This is a genomic window from Pelagibius litoralis (assembly GCF_011683915.1).
GTDB classification, from domain to species: domain Bacteria; phylum Pseudomonadota; class Alphaproteobacteria; order Kiloniellales; family Kiloniellaceae; genus Pelagibius; species Pelagibius litoralis.
This window is the reverse complement of the sequence record NZ_JAAQPH010000003.1, coordinates 78993-94851: the sequence shown is the minus strand read 5'-3', so window position 1 is coordinate 94851 and position 15859 is coordinate 78993. Positions and strand designations below refer to the sequence as shown.

Sequence of the window (15859 nt, the reverse complement as noted above, 5' to 3'; positions counted from 1 at the left end):
CCCCATGCCGACTCGTAGCGATTTCACCGCGCCGACAAATCCGGGCGGCGTTTCAGGTCTGAACAGAATGACCGAGGCCAAGCTGTGGCGGAATCCCTGTCCCTTTGCTTTTCGCCTGAACAATCTGGCGCTGCACTACAATACGGCCTGCTACGACTGGGTGCAGCAGACGGAAGGGCTGAGCCGGATCGAATATGTCGTGATCTATTCCCTGGCCCTCTGCGAGGGCGGTCAGGCGCGCGACATCGCCCAGTCCTCGGGCTTTCCGAAAAACAGCCTATCGCGGGCCATCGCCGGTCTGGAAAAGTCCGGCCTGATCGTGCGCCGCCGCGATCCTGCCGACGGCCGCTCCCAGGCGCTCTACCTGACCGAGGCGGGCCAGGCCCTGTTTCAGCGCACCCTGCCGGCCTTCGAGCGGCGCGAGCGGGAAATGCTGAATGGCTTGAGCGCGGACGAGCAGTGCAGGCTGTCCAATCTGCTGGCCAAGGTGGTGCTGAACTGCACCCCTTTATCGGGCGAACTGCCCAATGAATCCTCTCCCAATGAATCCTCCAGTGAACCCGGTGCGTCGAATCCCAGGCGTCCGACAGGGAGTGAACGGGCATGATGATTTCCGAGATGAACTGGATGGACGTGGAGCGTCAGGTGGCCCGCGACACGCGCTGTGTGCTGCCGATCGGCTCCACCGAGCAGCACGCGCAGCTCTCCCTCTGCGTCGACATGATCCTGGCCGAACGGGTTGCCCGGGAGGCGGCGGAGCCGCTCAAGGTGCCGGTCTACCCGGTTATTCCCTACGGCCTGACCCCCTATTTCAGCGCTTATCCCGGCACCGTCACCCTGCGGGTCGAAACCCTGATGGCCCTGATGCGCGATATCATCACATCTCTGCGCCGCAGCGGCTTTCGCGAAATCCTGATCGTAAACGGCCACGGCGGTAACAACCCGGTCGGCGCCCTGGGACAGGAACTGATGGCGGAGTTCGGCGACATCTCGGTGCGCCTGCACAACTGGTGGGCCGCGCCGCAGACCATGGCGAAGGTCAAGGAGATCCACCCGCTCGGCAGCCATGCCAACTGGATGGAGAACTTTCCCTGGACCCGTCTGGCCCACGCGCCGGCGCCGGAGGGTGAAAAACTGCCCGCGGATTTCGACAGGGTGAGGGCCTCGACGCCGCAGGGCGCCAAGGAGCTGCTCGGCGACGGTAGTTTCGGCGGCCCCTGGCAGCTGCCCGACGATGCCGTGCTGGAGGTCTGGAAGGCCGGGGTCGAGGAAACCCGCGCCGCCATCGAAGGCCCCTGGCCGAACTGGGACGACTGATCATGAGCGAAGGTCCGGTCATGGCGGAAGAACCGGTTCTGATCTGGGGCGCCGGCGCGATCGGCGGCATTCTGGGTGCCTATTGGGCGAGAGCCGGGCGCGCGGTTGAGATGGTCGACATCGAAGCGGCGCATGCCCGGACCTGTTCCATCGAGGGGCTGCAGATCGAGGGCCCGGTGGAAGAGTTCCGTCAGGTCGTGAAGACCGTGACGCCCGGCGAAGTGAAAGGCCGCTACCGCCGTATCGTCTTGGCGGTGAAGGCGCAGGCCACGAAGTCCGCCATGACCCTGCTGCTGCCGCATCTGGCGGAGGACGGCTATGTGCTGTCGGCGCAGAACGGCCTGAACGAACGCCTCATCGCCGATATGGCCGGGCCGGGGCGTACCATGGGGGCCTTCGTCAACTACGGCAGCGACTGGCAGGAGCCGGGGCGCATTCTCTTCGGCAACCGCGGCGCGGTGGTGATCGGCGAGATCGACGGCAAGATCCGCCCGCGCACCCGGGAGATGCACGAATGGCTGCAGGTCTTCGAGCCCGAGGCGGTGCTGACCGAAGACATCTGGGCCTATCTCTGGGGCAAGCTGGGCTATGGCGCGATGCTTTTTGCGACGGCGCTGACGCCGGACAGCATGAGCGCCAACTTCGCCGACCCGGCGCGCATTCCAACGCTCATCGCCCTCGGCCGCGAAGTGATGGCCGTCGCGGAGGCCGAGAAGGTGACGCCGCGCGGCTTCAACGGCTTCGATCCGAAAGCCTATGCCCCGGGTGCCGACGAAGCGGCCGCCCGGGCCTCCATCGCCGCGCTTGCCGACTTCACCGCCCAAACCGCAAAGACCCATTCCGGAATCTGGCGCGATCTTGCGGTGCGTCGGCGCAAGACGGAGGTCGATCCGCAGATCGGCGTTATCGCGCAGATCGCGCAGTCCCATGGGATCGCCACGCCGGCGTTGACCCGGCTGGTCGCCCTGATCCACGATATTGAAGAGGGCCGGCGGCCGCAGTCCGGGGAAACCTTTGCCGTCCTTTCGGAAGCGCTCGGCCCTGAAGTGCCCGGCGCCGAAGTACCAAGCTCTGGAGTGGCCTGAATGACGCTTGCCCTTGTCACGGGTATCGTCGGCGGGATCGGCGCGGCCATCGCCCGCCGCCTGGCGGACGACGGTTTCGATGTGGTGGTCAGCGACCGCCCCGGCACGGCTTTCGATGATGCCGCCGCCGCGCTCGGCCTGCCCGCCTATGCGGCCGATCTGGGCAGGCGGGCGGACGTGGAGCGGCTGGTCGCGGCCATCACCCAGGCCCAGGGCGCGCCGGGCGTGCTGGTCAACTCCGCCGGCGGTGTCTGTGGTCAGGTCCATCAGGCAGTGGACAAGGTTTCGGAAGAGGACTGGCGTGCCGTCTTTGCCGCCAACACCGATAGTGCTTTCTTCCTGGCCCAGGCCCTGGCGCCGGCCATGCGGGCCCAGGGCAGTGGGCGAATCGTGACCATCAGCTCCGGCGCGGGCCTGAAGCCGAGCCTGACCGGTATCCAGGCTTACACCGCCGCCAAGCATGCGCTGGTCGGCCTGACCAGGCAACTGGCGCTGGAACTGGGCCCGGCGGGGATCACCGTGAATTCCGTGGCGCCCGGCTTCGTACTCTCCAACGACGCCACCCGGCGGCAGTGGGACAGTTACGGCGAAGCGGGACAGCAGGCGATGGTCGGGCGCATCCACCTGCGCCGCCTCGGCCAGCCTGAAGATATCGCCGGCGCGGTCTCCTTCCTCGCCGGCGCGGATGCGGCCTGGATCACCGGACAGGTGCTTTGCGTCGATGGAGGTCACACATGATTGATCCGGATATGACCGATCCTGTTCTTGTCCATTGCCAGGCTGGCCGCGACGCTTTCTTCCAGCGCTTAAGCCGCTATCTCGCCTGTCCCTCGGTCAGCACCGACCCGGCCTACCGCGAAGGGATGGCCGAGGCCCGCGCTTTCCTGAAGACGCTGCTTGCGGACTTTGGTTTCGCCAATTTCCAGGAACTGGATGGCGGCATCGGCGGCCATCCGGCCCTCTTCTGCGAATGGAACGGCGCGGCGGGCAAGCCCACCCTGCTGGTCTACGGCCACTACGACGTGCAGCCGCCGGACCCCCTGGAACTCTGGGACAGCCCGCCTTTCGAGGCGACGGAACGCGATGGCAGGCTCTATGCCCGCGGTATTTCCGACGACAAGGGCCCCAGCATGATCGCCTTGGAGGTGCTGGGCGCCTTTCTGGCGGTTGAAGGCCGGCTGCCGGTCAATGTGAAGATCCTGCTGGAGGGTGAAGAGGAGACAGGCTCGCCCTCTCTGCCCAATATCCTTGCAAAAAACAAGGTGCTGTTGACGGCGGATGCGATTCTCTCCGCCGACGGCGCGCGCTGGCGCGCGGACCTGCCCTCGGTGAATGTCGGTTCACGCGGCAACGGCGGTTTCGAGATCACGCTGCGCACGGCTGACATGGATCTGCACTCCGGGCGCTACGGCGGCGCGGTGCCCAACGCCCTGCATGAAATGGCAGCGCTCGTCGCCAGCCTGCACGACGGCGACTCCCGGGTCACCGTTCCGGGCTTCTACGACGGGATCGAGATGCCCGATGCGGCGACCCGGGCGGCGCTTGCCACCCTGCCTTTTAACGGTGCTGACTGGGCCGATGATGTGGGCACTTGCGAGAAGGGCGAGGCGGGCTATGCCACCCTGGAACGCCTTTGGGACCGGCCAACCTTGGAGGTCAACGGCCTCTGGGGCGGTTATCAGGGGGCCGGCGCCAAGACCATTGTTCCTAACGAGGCGCATGCCAAGTTCACCTTGCGTCTGGTTCCCGGCCAGGACCCGCACCATATCCGCAAACTGGTGCAGGACTATCTTATACGCCTCTGCCCGCGCTGCGTGACCCTGTCCATTGGCGGCGACCGCAGTTGGACCAAGGCCTACCGTGTGCCGCCGTCGCACCCCTTGCTGCTGGCCGCGGAGGCGGCGTTGACCGAGACGCTGGGCAGCAAGCCGCTGCGCGTGCGGATCGGGGCGACCCTGCCCCTGTCGGATCTGGTGGCGGAAATACTCGGCATCGACACGGTGATGTTTTCCTTCTCGACAGCGGATGAACGTTTCCATGCGCCCAACGAATTCCTGCGGCTCTCCGCTGTCGACGAGGGCATCGCGGCCTGGGTCACGATCCTGCGCAAGGTCGGGGCGCAATCGCCGGATGCCTACGCAGCTTATCGAAGGACTTGAGGGGTGGCTGGAACCGATTCGATGTAAGTCGAAAACGCTCTAGGCGCACCGCCCCAGGGCCTTTAGCAAACGCCCGGCGAGATCCTGTGGTTCCACGTTCAGCCAGGTCTCGTTGATCTTTACAGGCAGACAGTCAGCGCTGGGCGGCGGCAGCTTAAGTGCCTGTGAAAGGCCGGCGGCTTTGACTTTGTCTCCGTCCAGTACGGCACCCGGCAGGCGCAGCCGCACGATGTTGGTGCCGTCGGGAATGTGTTCCACGGTGACCGGGCCCTGATCTTCGACAAGTGCGAGAACGGCCTCGGCGGCGCTGCGTGTCCGGTGCCACCGCTCGGCATAGCCGGCAAGGGCATCCTTGGCCAGCAGCGCCGCCGGCCACATCTGATAGAGACTGCCGCCGAAGCGCCGCCGGTCATGAAACACGCCGTCGAGCATCGCAGCGGAGCCCGCCAGAACGCAGCCGAAAGGCGCGCCGAGGTATTTGTAGAGGGAGAGATAGACGATATCGAAAGGCGCGGCCATGTCAGCCGGCCGTTGGCCGCTATAGGCGCATTCGATCAGCATGCGGGCGCCGTCCAGAAAGAGAGGAATGCCGCGGTTCCCGGCCAGCCCGGTAATCGCCTTGATATCGGCCTGGGCAAAGCGTTGACCGAGGAGGCGGCGGTTCGGGCTTTCCATGGCGATGCAGCCGACGCGGCTTGCGACACGGGCGTCGGCGGTGCGGTCGAGCTCGGCCGCCACATCGTCAGCCGAAAAGCCGGCGCCCTCGCCCTCAAGCGGAACCATGGTGAAGCCGCCGAGGAGGGAGAGGTTGTCGCCGCTGTCGTTGAAGAGGTGGCTGTGGCGATGCACGACGACCCGCGCGCCGTCCGGTCCGGCAAGCAGGCGCAGGGCGATCAGATTGGCAAGGGTACCGGTTGGAAACATGACGGCGCGTTCCTTGCCCAGGAGGCGCGCGGCCTCTGCCTCCAGTTCCGTGACGGCGCCGCCGTTTCCGTAGTAGTCGGCTTCGATGGCGGTTTCCTGCGTCAGCCGTTGCAGGCGTGCGGCCATCTCCTTCGGCGCGGGAATATCGCCGTCATCGGCGAGGGAAACCAGGAACTGCGTGTCTTTTGACATGGAAGGTCATCCACTCTCTTTACGTTTGGCCGAGACCCAGGGGCGTCAGGCTTTGCTCATGGCGTCCGTGTAGCATAGAGGCAGCGGCCGACCGCTACCTTGCGGTCGCCGCCGTCGAACACCGTGACATCGGCGACACCGACGCTGCGGCCGCAGCGGACGATTTCCGCCGAGGCCCTGACCGTACCGCGCGACGGCCTCAGATAATCGGTGCGCAGGTCGATGGTCGGAACGAAGTAGCCAAGCTGGACGGCAAGAACATAATCCCCGGCGATGTCGATCAGGGAGGCGAGTACCCCGCCATGAAGCTGATCGTCGCCGGCCTGGCGCGCCAGCGATGGCTGGAAGGGTAGGCGGAAATCGATTCGCGGCGCCTCCAGGTCCAGGTGTTCGACCTCGATCCCGAGGAAGTGCTGAAACGGCGAGCGGTCGAGCGCGGCCTGCAGCCCTTCCGGGGATCTCAAGTCGGTCATGGCTCAAGAATAACCTTGCCGAAGACGCTGCGGTCTTCGATCAAGGCTTCCGCCTCGCGCGCCTGCTCGAGCGGCAGGACCTTGCTGATAACGGGCTTGATGCTGCCCCTGCGCACGCCGTCGAGCATGATCCGGATGTCTTCTGTCGACCATCCGTCGGAGCCGAGGATGTTGAGTTCGCGGACCCATATGTAGCGAATGTCGGTCTTTGGATCGAAACCCGCCGTGGCGCCGCAGGTCAGCAGGCGCCCGTTCTTGCGTAGACAGCGCAACGACGGCGCCCAGCTGTCACCGCCGGTGAAATTGACCGCGACATCGACGCCGCGCTTGCCGGTGATCCGCCAGGTCTCTGCGCTGAAGTCCTGTTCCTTGTAGTTGATCAGGTGATCCGCGCCGAGTTCGCGCAGGCGCTCCAGCTTGTCGGCGTCGCCGGCGGCGGCGATCACCGTGGCGCCGAGGTTGCGGGCGATCTGTACGCAGGCGTTGCCGACGCCGCCGCTGGCACCGAGTACGAGAATCGTCTCGCCCGACTGAAGCTTGCCGCGGCTGACCAGCATGCGCTGCGCCGTGCCATAGGCGACCGGCAGGCAGGCCGCCTCGCGATAGGACACCGCGTCGGGAATCATGATCGCATGGTCCGCCGGTACGGCGACTTTCTGCGCCATCCCCCCGGGCAGCTGTTCGCCCAGCATGCCCTTGGGGGTCGAGGGATTGATCAGAACCCGGTCGCCGAGGGCGAACCCGCTGACGCCGTCGCCGATTTCCGCGACCTCGCCGGCGATGTCGCCCCCGGATATGAAGGGCAGCGGCACCGGAAAGCCGGGCATGCCCCGGCGCACGAAGATGTCGAGGTGATTGAGCCCGCAGGCGTGGACGCGCACCACCAGCTCCCCGGCCCCCGCAACGGGGTCCGGCCAGTCCCGGTAAACCAGACCTTCGAGGCCGCCTTGCTTTTCGATGACCGCGGCCTTCATTGCCCGGACTCCTCTAGGGTGGACTGGATGAATTCGATGACCGCACCGCAGCCGGTCTCGGACCCGACGCGAAGGCAGCCGTTGTTCGTGGACAGCAGGGGCACATCGTTCTGCACCAACCAGTCTTCGGTCTGCCGGAGGCTGCGCACCCCGATTGCCGTGGCAACGACGCAGGGCAATGCGCCGGGCGGGGCGCAGTCCGGCAGGCGGTCCGCCAGATCCTTCGCCGATATGATCGCGAGAACGCCGGGCGTGAGATCGAAACGCCCGTTGCGTGGGCCGCCGAGAGCGGGCGTCAGGCGCGCAACGAGATCATCCGGATCGCTGCAGCAAAGGGTAACGGATTCCAACGAGAGGGCACCGTTGGGGTGCTCCATAAGCGCCGGCTGCCAGAGCACGCCGCGCGTCTGTTGCTCGATCACGATGAAGTCGGCCTCGGGATAGAGCGCCTCATCCAGGTTGGCGATGCTGAATTTTCCGGGCCGCGTTCCCTCGCCATAAGGGACGTCGCGGCCAAGCTGTGCCGGGGCGCTGATCCGGACGCCCTTGGCGCCCAGGGCCGCTGCCGTCGTGCCGGCGTCGTCGGTGCCGAAGGCGATGAGATGCAGGCCCTCATAGCGCGCAAGGCGCCTGTCGATATGGGCCTTGTAGAGATCCGCGTCGGTAATCCCCAGCAGTTCCAGATATCCCTGCCGGAACATCGCGCAGTGATTGCCGCTGCCCCAGGGGCCGATCTCACCATCCGGCGCCACCGGCCCCTTGTGGGAGCTGCGCGGGGTCAGTTGAAACCCGAGCCTGGTGTAGTTCCGCTCCGCCCTGTCGAGGTCGCCGACCACGACGGCGACGTGGTCCAGGTCCATCTCGCTGGTCATTTCACGCTGTCTCCTTGGCGCCAAAGCGTTCGTCGAGGTCGCGCTCAACGACGGTGCGGTCGTTCTTGCCTGCACCGTTCAGGGGGATCTGTTCGACGATCACGACATGGCGCGGATGGGCATAGGCCGGACCGTTGTCCAGGCAGTACTGCTTCAGGGCCGCTTCGTCGGCGGCCTCGGCCCGGGCGAGCATCACCATCGCCGCGGGGACATGACCCTTGAAGCTGTGGCGGATGGGAACCACGCAGGCATCGACGACGGCGGTATGGCTGAGCAGAAGGTTCTCGACCTCCTTGGGGTAGATGCTCTCTCCGGAGGATTTGAACATGTCGTCGGTGCGGCCACGGAAGTAGTAGAAGCCATCGCCGTCGCAAGCAAAGACGTCGCCGGTCTTCAGCCAGCCGTCGACGATCCGCTCGGCATTGACGGCGGGCAGATTGTGGTAACCCGGCGTCACGCCGGGATTGCGCACCCACAGCTCGCCGAAGCCGCCTTGGGTGACCCCATTGCTGTCGACCAGCTTCACCTCGCCCTCGGGCCAGGCGACGCCGCAACTGCCAAAGGGAACCGCGCGACCGTCGAGGGGCGGGCCGATCATGACCGGCCCGCCTTCGGTCAGGCCGTAGCTCTCGCTGACATCGACGCCGAAGGCCGACTGGATCTGTTCCATCAACTCCTCGGAGACCGGTGCAGAGCCGATCGACAGGGACTGCAGGGCGGAGAAGTCGAGACTCTCGATGAGGTCGCGGTGCTGAAGCAGGACCGAGAAGACCGACGGCACCGCGCCGGTCTTGGTGATGCGGTAGTCGGCCAGAGTCTGCAGGAAACGCCGGGGTTCGAAGTCGGGCAGAATGACCACCGTCGCGCCGACATTCAGCTTCGGCTTGATGGCCCCGGCCATGGCGTTCTTGTGATAGAGCGGCACGGCGGCCAGCACCCGGGCATCGGGATCGTAGGGCCAGTATTTCTTGAGGCAGTCAATCCACCAGAGTTGGCCGGCGTGGGTCAGGACGACACCCTTGGGCCGGCCCGTCGAACCCGATGTGTAGGGCTGGAAAGAGGGATGGTCGTCGGCGATGACCGGGGGCGCGAACTCGGCCGGCGTGCTCATCAGGGCGGGCTCATAGGCGCCCCAACCCTCGGGCGGGCTGTCCAGGGCCAGCCGGACCGGAAGCGCGGCGCTGTCGACCACCGCCACTATGACGCTGTTGACGGCCGGGTCGATCACGGCGCCCCGGCAGCCGGCATCGCGGATGGTGTAGTCCAGCGTATCGGCGCCGAGCTTGGTGTTCAGGGGCACCGGCACGATCCCGACGCGCATGGCCCCGTACATGATCTCGACGAACTCGAAGCGATTGCCGATGGACATTGCCAAGCGGTCGCCGGGCTGCAGGCCGAGCCCGGTGATCAGGGCGGCGAAACGGTCGAGGCGTGCCTCCAGCTCCGCGTAAGGAACCTGGCGTTCGGCGGCACCGGAAAGATCGATCATCGCGATCCGCTCAGGCCCGTCCAGGGCCGCCAGATGCGACCAGTATCCGAGGTTGTTGGCGCGGGGGTCGCCGGCCTCAAAACTTCCTATGCCCATTTTCGATTTTCTCCCTGGCCGCAGGTTGCGGCGTTGCGCCCGGCGATCTCGCCGCCGATGAAGCATTCCGCCAGGTTGCCGCCCGACATGTAGAGGTGGCCGAAAAGGCTGCCGCACTCACCCGCCGCGTAGAGGCCGGTGATCGGCTGACCGAAGGGATCGACGACCCTTTGCTGGGCGTCGTGTTCCGGACCGCCCTGGGTGTTCGAGACTATGGGGTGGACTTCGGCGACGTAGAAAGGCGGTTCGATGAGGGCATGAAGCGAGCTTGACGGGCGGCCGAAGTCGCGGTCGCTGCCGGCGTCGCAGGCCGCGTTCCAGCGGGCGATGCCGCCTTCGACCTGCTGCCTTTCAGCGCCGATCAGCGCCGCGAGAGAGGCGATGTCGCGGGCCGGCCGGAACAGTCCGCTGACGACCTCGTCCAGGTTGTCGGGGCTCCAGTCGTACTGCACCTCGGGATCGTTGCGGGTCGGTTTGCCGAGCGGGTAGAGGCTGCGCCCGGCGTTATCGGTGATCAGATAGGCGGGGTTGCGCGGGAATCCCTGGCGGCCGGGATCGAAAGCCGCCAGGGGCCGCGCGCCGGTATCCTGAACGTAGGGTTCGTACTCGTTCATGAATCGCCGGCCGTCCTGATCCAGCAGGATCCAGGCCATGAGCGGCAGGTCTTCCGCTGTGCTGCCGTCCGGGCCGGGTTGCCAGTCCGGCAGGCGCTTGACCCGCACGCCATAAGGATAAGCGGGATCGGGCAGGCGATAACCGTAGGAGCCGTGGTAGTGCCACATGTGCCAGAGCGCCGCGCCGGCGGCCTGGGCCATGCGGATGCCGTCACCGGTATTGTGTTTATAGGCGGCGTTCAGCGCCGGCCCGCCCGGCCAGTATTGCGACTGCAGTTCGGGCGACCCTTCAAAGCCGCCGCAGGCCAGGACGACGCCGCAACGGGCATGGACCGCTTGACCGTCAGCCAGAACCACGCCGTCGACGGTACCCTTCGAGCGCGTCAGGCGGCCGACCGGACTGCCCAGAGACACGGTGATCTGTTGCGCCTTCGCGGCGACGTTGTCCTCAAGGACCTTGAACAGCATCGCCCCCTGGGGTGCGCCGCGGACATGAGGGTAGCTGTCGCCGGGATCGAAGCCGGGGATCGCCTCGACATAGGCGAAGCCGAAGGTTTCGGCACCGGGGAGCGGATAGTTGCCGGGGGAGGAACGTTCCTCGACCGCCGCCCCGTTGATTCTGGCGAGATTGTGCAATCGGTCCGCCAGGCTGGTCATACCCTCGGCAAAGGCCCGCAGGACGCTGTCCGGGGTTTTGCCGCCGCAGGTGGACTGCAGGTAGGCGAAGGCCAGCTTCGCATCGCTGGCGATTCTCAACCCCCCGGCGGAGCAGATGGAGATGCCGCCGGGGCTCGATGCTTTTTCCAACAGCAGGACCTCGGCGCCGGCATCGGCGGCGGCGAGCGCCGCAACCGCGCCGGCATAGCCATAGCCGACAACGATCACATCATAGCTCTGAGCGATCGCATCGGTCATGACGATATCGAAACCGCGTCGGGAAAGAGGGCGCGCAGACCGTCCACCAGATCGGCGGTGATGGCGTCCAGCGCCTCTTCGCCTTTTTCCCTGGTGGCGAGCGTCGGGTCGCCGCGCACGCCGGTCTGGCTGAAGTCGATTCCCGCGCCGGCTTCCCCGCTGAAGACGGCGGGAAGGTAGAAGACGGTTTTCGGTGCCTCGATCATGTTGCCGTAATCCGGCACGGCCTTTTCCGCGCGCAGCCGCGCCGGGTCTATGGCCATGATCATGGCGGTTTCGTGTTCGTCGCCGTGGCCGCCCAACTTCTGCTCGAAGAGGACGTCGGCGGCGCGGCCGAGGTTGCTGATATGGGCCCCGGCGATGCGCACGCCGGTGGTTTCATAGAGCTCACGCAATTGAACGTTCACCAACGGTTCGGTGGAGACCCCGGTATTGAGGACGGCGAGGTTGCGAACCCCCTGATCGATGAACCCGCCCAGCAGGTCTTTCAGCAAGGCCGAGAATGTCTCCGGCGAGAGATGCTGGCTGCCGGGGTAGTGCCGGAACGCCGGGTAGTATCCGAAAGGCAGGATCGGCGCGACGACCACCGGCAGCACCGCCGCCAGGCGCTCTGCCATGGCGCGGGCCAGAAGATAGTCGGTGCAGAGCGGCAGATGGTGGCCGTGCTCCTTCGATGCGGCGCCGATCGGCAGCACCACGACAGCGCCGCGGTCGAACCATTCTTTGGCCTCGGGCCAGGTCAGGTCTTCCAGCCATACACCTTTCACGGTCGTTCCCTTCATCAAAGCCAGCGGTCGAGAAATCGGCGCACGTCCGGCCCCCAGATCGCCGCACCCTGACCGTAGAGAAAATGCCCCTCGTCGTTGGTCAGGCCGAAAGCGGGATAGACCCGGTGTTCGACCACCTTGTCGGTTCCCTTGAGCGAGGCGGCGAGTTCCACGGTGGGGCGGGTGCTGTAGTCGTTCGCGGCCTGCAGGAAGTAGATCGGCTGGGTCAGCTTGGTGGCGGCTGCAAGCATGGTCTCGCGCAGGCCGGGGGCTTTCTCCCAGTTTATCGCCGCACCGGCGAACTCCACGGCGCAGCGGAAACGGGCGCAGCGGGCCGCCGCCAGTAGCGTCACCGTGCCGCCGAAAGAGCTGCCCATCACGCCGATGTGCCGGCTGTCGATTTCCGGCAGGCCTTCGACATGCTCCAGTGCCGCAATCACGTCGTCGCTCTCGTCCGAGAGGCGCTTGGCAAGTTGGGCGTCATAGACCTCCGTGCCGTAGTCGGCGTGGACGTCATCGCGCCACGGTATTCCCGGCGAATTGCCGTAGCCGCGCCGATGCGGCAGGAAAGAAGCGATCCCCCAACTCATCAGCACCGCCGCGGTGCCCGGCCGGCAGACATCGGAAGTGCCTTGATGGATGCTGCTGCCGTGATTGGTGATCAGGCAGGGGAAGGGGCCGGCCCCCGGCGGTGTGTAGAGGTATCCCTTGAGATCCAGGTCGCTGCTTCTGAAGGCCGTCTCGGCCGGGACAATAGGAACACCGTCCAGCGACAGACTGCGCAGAACCGATTCCCGTTGTTCCGCCTGCCTGACGATGGCGCGGTTGAAGTTCGCGATCAGGGTCTGCATTTCCGCACGGACTTCGCTGAAGCGGGGGCTGTCATCGCGGCGCGCCAGGTCGCTTGCCTGTTCCGCCTCGCTCTCGAAGCGGCATTCCCAGTGGACGATCCTGCCGTCTACCTGGTTTCCGTCATCGTTGTGCGGGCACTCGACAAAGATCTCGCCGGTTTTCAGGCCCAGCTCCTCCCGGACGGAGTTGGCTTTGCGCCGGGTGCCCAGGACGTCTTCAAAGCGGCCCGGTTTGGGGTGATAGCTCGTGCGTTCGAAGATCATTGGCGAAAGGTCCCTTCTAACCGGGGAAATGGCAGGCAACGCTGTGGCGCGGCGCTATGCCTTGAAGTTTCGGGGCCGCATTGCGGCATTGTTCCTGTGCTTTGGGGCAGCGCAGATGAAACGGGCAACCGGGCGGCGGATCGATTGGGCTGGGAATATCCCCTTCCAGTACCTGCCGTTGGCCGCGTCTGCTGACATCGGGCTCGGGAATGGCTGAGATCAGGGCGCGGGTATAGGGATGCTGCGGAGCATCGAAGAGCGCTGCCTCCGGGGCGAGTTCCACGATGCGCCCGAGGTACATCACCGCCACGCGGTGACTGAGGAAGCGGATGACGCCGAGATTGTGGGAGATGAATACCAGGGTGACATTGGTCTGGCGTTGGATGTCGCTCAGCAGGTTGAGGATCTGGGCCTGCACCGACACATCCAAGGCCGAGACCGCTTCGTCGCAGACGATGAGCTTGGGTTTCAGCGCAAGCGCCCGGGCGATGCCGATGCGCTGGCGCTGACCGCCGCTGAAGGCATGGGGGTAGCGGTCGGCATAAGCGATCGGCAGCTTCACGATGTCCATGACTTCATCGACGCGGGCCTGTATCTCCCTTCGGCCGGCGCCAAAGTTCTCAAGCGGCTCGGCAATGATGTCGCGCACCTTCATGCGCGGATTGAGGGAGGAGTAGGGGTCCTGAAAAACAATCTGGATTTCGCGGCGCAGGTCGCGCATCTGGCCCGGCGGCAGCCGGGTGATGTCGCGGCCCTGGAATTCGATACGCCCCTCTGTGGCCTGGGTCAGGCGCAGGATGAGGCGGCCCAGGGTCGTTTTTCCGCAACCACTCTCTCCGACGATGCCGAGGGTCTCGCCCGGCATCACTTCAAGGGTCACATCGTTTACCGCGCGCAGCGAGGAAAGCACCTTGCCGAAGGCGCTGGATGTGACGGTGAAGTCCTTCGTCACGCCCTGAAGCTTGAGGATCGGAGCCACGGTCATAACGCGACCCCCAGGCCGGCATCGAGCAGGCTGTAGTCCTCATCCAGGCGTTTGCAGCGGGCGGCATGATTCGACCCGACCGTCTGAAGAGACGGGGTGCCGTCGCGGCAGAGGTCTGCCGCGATCGGGCAGCGGGGATGGAAGCGGCAGCCGCCCGGCAGATCGGTCGGCGGCGGGGTCGTCCCTTCGATCATCGGCAATACGGCCTGCTTGCTGCGTGCCGAGGGAATCGACCGCAGCAGCAGGCGGGTATAGGGATGCAGGGGATGCTGGAACAGGCTGTCGGCCGGCGACTGCTCGACGACCTGCCCGGCGTACATGACGATGACCCGGTCGGCCATTTCCGCAATGACGCCCATGTCGTGGGTGATCAGCAGAACCGCCATGCCGTAGTCGTTGCGCAGGTCCGAGATCAGGCTGAGAATCTGGGCCTGGATGGTGACGTCCAGCGCGGTGGTCGGCTCGTCGGCGATCAGAAGCTTCGAGCGGCAGGCCAGCGCCATGGCGATCATGATGCGCTGCTTCATGCCGCCGGAGAGTTGGTGGGGATAGTCATCCGCCCGCGATCCGGCCGCCGGAATGCCGACGCGGTCCATGAGTGCGATGGCTTTTTTGCGCGCTTCGGCCGCGCTTGTATCGAAATGCTCGGTCAGGACCTCGGCGATCTGGAAGCCGACCGGAAGAACCGGGTTCAGGCTGGTGCTCGGCTCCTGGAAGATCATGGCGACATCGCGGCCGCGCACACCCCGCATCTCCTTGTGGGTGAGCGCCGTAAGGTCGGCGCCGTCCAGCACGATGCGGCCGCTGTCGATCTTCCCCTGGGCCCCCAGAAGACCCATGACCGCCAGGGAGGTGACGGACTTGCCGGAGCCGCTTTCGCCCACGATGCCGACGATTTCGCCCGATCCGATGGTGAAGTTGATGTCGTCCAGAACCTGCACCGGTCCATGCAGGCCGTCGAAGGAGACCGAGACCCCCTCGACCGTCAGCAGGTTGGTTTGTCCCCGGGCGGTCATCGGTCACGCACGCGCGGATCGAGGATATCGCGCAGGCCGTCGCCGAGCAGATTGAAACCGACCATGGTGATCCCCAGCGCCAGGCTGGCGTAGAGGGCCAGGTGCGGGTCGGTGCGCAATTGCGAGAGGCCGTCGCGGATCATGCCGCCCCAGGTCGGCTCGGGTTCCTGAACGCCGATGCCCAGGAAGCTCAAGGTTGCCTCCGCCATGATGATGAAGCCTACGCCGATCGACGCGCGAACGATCAGCGGGGCGATGATGTTGGGCAGAAAGTGACGCCGCATGATCCTGTGCACCGGCGTTCCCGAAGCGATCGCCGCTTCGACGAACAGCTCCGACTTCAATGAAAGCACGAGGGACCGTGTCAGCCGGGCGATGCCGGGCCACCATACGATCGATAGCGCGATAATGACGGTGAGCTTGCCGGGCCCCAGCATTGCCGCGATCAGGATGGCAAAGATAAGCTCGGGAAAGGCGAAGATGATATCGACAGTGCGCATGATCACCGTATCGACCCAGCCGCCGAAGTAGGCGGCGCACATGCCCAGTATGGTTCCTACCGTCAGGGTGATCGCCAATACCGAAACGGCAACCAGGAGGGATACCCGCGCACCGACGATCACCCGGCTGAAGACGTCGCGCCCCAGGGCGTCGGCGCCGAACCAGAAATCCTCGCCGGGCGGTTCCCAGACCGTCAGCATGTTTACCTTCTCGACATCATAGGGAACGATCCAGGGCGCCAGCAGGGCCGCCGCGACGACAAGGGCGACGATGATCGAGCCGATCATGGCGTTGCGGTTGCGGCGGAAGCGGATGATGAATTCGGACTGAGGTCTCTCCGGTCCGCTTGCGCTCTCTCCGGCCAT

At 65.7% G+C, this 15859-nt stretch carries 16 protein-coding genes; 5 read left to right on the top strand and 11 right to left on the bottom strand.

Annotation, left to right across the window (positions count from 1 at the left end; genetic code table 11):
- The first annotated feature begins 4 nt into the window (after window positions 1-4).
- The 5 genes from HBA54_RS04740 to HBA54_RS04720 are packed head-to-tail and all read left to right on the top strand — an operon-like array spanning window position 5 to window position 4561.
- Window positions 5-607, top strand: coding sequence for a MarR family winged helix-turn-helix transcriptional regulator (locus tag HBA54_RS04740; protein ID WP_167221921.1), 603 nt, complete (start codon window positions 5-7; stop codon window positions 605-607).
- Complete coding sequence (locus tag HBA54_RS04735; protein ID WP_167221919.1) at window positions 604-1317, top strand: creatininase family protein; 714 nt, start codon at window positions 604-606, stop codon at window positions 1315-1317. The genes HBA54_RS04740 and HBA54_RS04735 overlap by 4 nt, the downstream gene beginning before the upstream one ends.
- Before the next feature lie 2 nt (window positions 1318-1319).
- Complete coding sequence (locus HBA54_RS04730; RefSeq protein WP_240932516.1) at window positions 1320-2402, top strand: ketopantoate reductase family protein; 1083 nt, start codon at window positions 1320-1322, stop codon at window positions 2400-2402.
- On the top strand, window positions 2403-3140 hold the full coding sequence (locus tag HBA54_RS04725; protein WP_167221916.1) for an SDR family NAD(P)-dependent oxidoreductase: 738 nt from the start codon (window positions 2403-2405) through the stop codon (window positions 3138-3140).
- Window positions 3137-4561, top strand: a complete 1425-nt coding sequence (locus HBA54_RS04720; protein ID WP_240932515.1) for a M20/M25/M40 family metallo-hydrolase — start codon at window positions 3137-3139, stop codon at window positions 4559-4561. The genes HBA54_RS04725 and HBA54_RS04720 overlap by 4 nt, the downstream gene beginning before the upstream one ends.
- 39 nt (window positions 4562-4600) lie before the next feature.
- Here the strand turns inward: HBA54_RS04720 and HBA54_RS04715 are convergent, their stop codons facing one another.
- The 11 genes from HBA54_RS04715 to HBA54_RS04665 are packed head-to-tail and all read right to left on the bottom strand — an operon-like array spanning window position 4601 to window position 15859.
- On the bottom strand, window positions 4601-5677 hold the full coding sequence (locus HBA54_RS04715) for a threonine aldolase family protein (protein WP_167221914.1): 1077 nt from the start codon (window positions 5675-5677) through the stop codon (window positions 4601-4603).
- A gap of 56 nt (window positions 5678-5733) precedes the next feature.
- Complete coding sequence (locus HBA54_RS04710; protein ID WP_167221912.1) at window positions 5734-6150, bottom strand: PaaI family thioesterase; 417 nt, start codon at window positions 6148-6150, stop codon at window positions 5734-5736.
- Window positions 6147-7124 carry a zinc-binding dehydrogenase gene (locus HBA54_RS04705; RefSeq protein WP_167221910.1) on the bottom strand — a complete coding sequence of 326 codons (978 nt, stop codon included), beginning with the start codon at window positions 7122-7124 and terminating at the stop codon, window positions 6147-6149. Before HBA54_RS04705 ends, HBA54_RS04710 begins: the two co-directional genes overlap by 4 nt.
- A complete protein-coding gene (locus HBA54_RS04700) occupies window positions 7121-7996 on the bottom strand; it encodes a VOC family protein (protein ID WP_167221907.1) in 876 nt (291 codons plus the stop codon). Before HBA54_RS04700 ends, HBA54_RS04705 begins: the two co-directional genes overlap by 4 nt.
- 1 nt (window position 7997) lies before the next feature.
- On the bottom strand, window positions 7998-9581 hold the full coding sequence (locus HBA54_RS04695) for a class I adenylate-forming enzyme family protein (RefSeq protein WP_167221905.1): 1584 nt from the start codon (window positions 9579-9581) through the stop codon (window positions 7998-8000).
- A complete protein-coding gene (locus HBA54_RS04690) occupies window positions 9572-11110 on the bottom strand; it encodes an FAD-dependent oxidoreductase (protein WP_167221902.1) in 1539 nt (512 codons plus the stop codon). The genes HBA54_RS04695 and HBA54_RS04690 overlap by 10 nt, the downstream gene beginning before the upstream one ends.
- Entirely contained in the window at window positions 11107-11877 is a 771-nt protein-coding gene (locus HBA54_RS04685; RefSeq protein WP_167221900.1) for a creatininase family protein, read from the bottom strand. The genes HBA54_RS04690 and HBA54_RS04685 overlap by 4 nt, the downstream gene beginning before the upstream one ends.
- A gap of 14 nt (window positions 11878-11891) precedes the next feature.
- Window positions 11892-12992 (bottom strand): alpha/beta hydrolase family protein, encoded by a 1101-nt coding sequence (locus tag HBA54_RS04680; protein WP_167221898.1) that lies wholly within the window; start codon window positions 12990-12992, stop codon window positions 11892-11894.
- A 16-nt stretch (window positions 12993-13008) separates the two neighbouring features.
- A complete protein-coding gene (locus tag HBA54_RS04675) occupies window positions 13009-13977 on the bottom strand; it encodes an ABC transporter ATP-binding protein (RefSeq protein WP_167221896.1) in 969 nt (322 codons plus the stop codon).
- On the bottom strand, window positions 13974-14993 hold the full coding sequence (locus tag HBA54_RS04670) for an ABC transporter ATP-binding protein (protein ID WP_167221894.1): 1020 nt from the start codon (window positions 14991-14993) through the stop codon (window positions 13974-13976). Before HBA54_RS04670 ends, HBA54_RS04675 begins: the two co-directional genes overlap by 4 nt.
- Window positions 14990-15859: an ABC transporter permease gene (locus tag HBA54_RS04665; protein WP_167221892.1), complete on the bottom strand. Its 870-nt coding sequence runs from the start codon at window positions 15857-15859 to the stop codon at window positions 14990-14992. Before HBA54_RS04665 ends, HBA54_RS04670 begins: the two co-directional genes overlap by 4 nt.

Bases quoted from the DNA above. Each gene is read 5' to 3' on its own strand.
- HBA54_RS04720 (WP_240932515.1), top strand. From the start codon at position 3,137: ATGATTGATCCGGATATGACCGATCCTGTTCTTGTCCATTGCCAGGCT.
- HBA54_RS04675 (WP_167221896.1), bottom strand. From the start codon at position 13,977: ATGACCGTGGCTCCGATCCTCAAGCTTCAGGGCGTGACGAAGGACTTC.
- HBA54_RS04680 (WP_167221898.1), bottom strand. From the start codon at position 12,992: ATGATCTTCGAACGCACGAGCTATCACCCCAAACCGGGCCGCTTTGAA.
- HBA54_RS04670 (WP_167221894.1), bottom strand. From the start codon at position 14,993: ATGACCGCCCGGGGACAAACCAACCTGCTGACGGTCGAGGGGGTCTCG.
- HBA54_RS04715 (WP_167221914.1), bottom strand. From the start codon at position 5,677: ATGTCAAAAGACACGCAGTTCCTGGTTTCCCTCGCCGATGACGGCGAT.
- HBA54_RS04690 (WP_167221902.1), bottom strand. From the start codon at position 11,110: ATGACCGATGCGATCGCTCAGAGCTATGATGTGATCGTTGTCGGCTAT.
- HBA54_RS04740 (WP_167221921.1), top strand. From the start codon at position 5: ATGCCGACTCGTAGCGATTTCACCGCGCCGACAAATCCGGGCGGCGTT.
- HBA54_RS04725 (WP_167221916.1), top strand. From the start codon at position 2,403: ATGACGCTTGCCCTTGTCACGGGTATCGTCGGCGGGATCGGCGCGGCC.
- HBA54_RS04705 (WP_167221910.1), bottom strand. From the start codon at position 7,124: ATGAAGGCCGCGGTCATCGAAAAGCAAGGCGGCCTCGAAGGTCTGGTT.
- HBA54_RS04710 (WP_167221912.1), bottom strand. From the start codon at position 6,150: ATGACCGACTTGAGATCCCCGGAAGGGCTGCAGGCCGCGCTCGACCGC.
- HBA54_RS04700 (WP_167221907.1), bottom strand. From the start codon at position 7,996: ATGACCAGCGAGATGGACCTGGACCACGTCGCCGTCGTGGTCGGCGAC.
- HBA54_RS04730 (WP_240932516.1), top strand. From the start codon at position 1,320: ATGAGCGAAGGTCCGGTCATGGCGGAAGAACCGGTTCTGATCTGGGGC.
- HBA54_RS04735 (WP_167221919.1), top strand. From the start codon at position 604: ATGATGATTTCCGAGATGAACTGGATGGACGTGGAGCGTCAGGTGGCC.
- HBA54_RS04665 (WP_167221892.1), bottom strand. From the start codon at position 15,859: ATGGCCGGAGAGAGCGCAAGCGGACCGGAGAGACCTCAGTCCGAATTC.
- HBA54_RS04695 (WP_167221905.1), bottom strand. From the start codon at position 9,581: ATGGGCATAGGAAGTTTTGAGGCCGGCGACCCCCGCGCCAACAACCTC.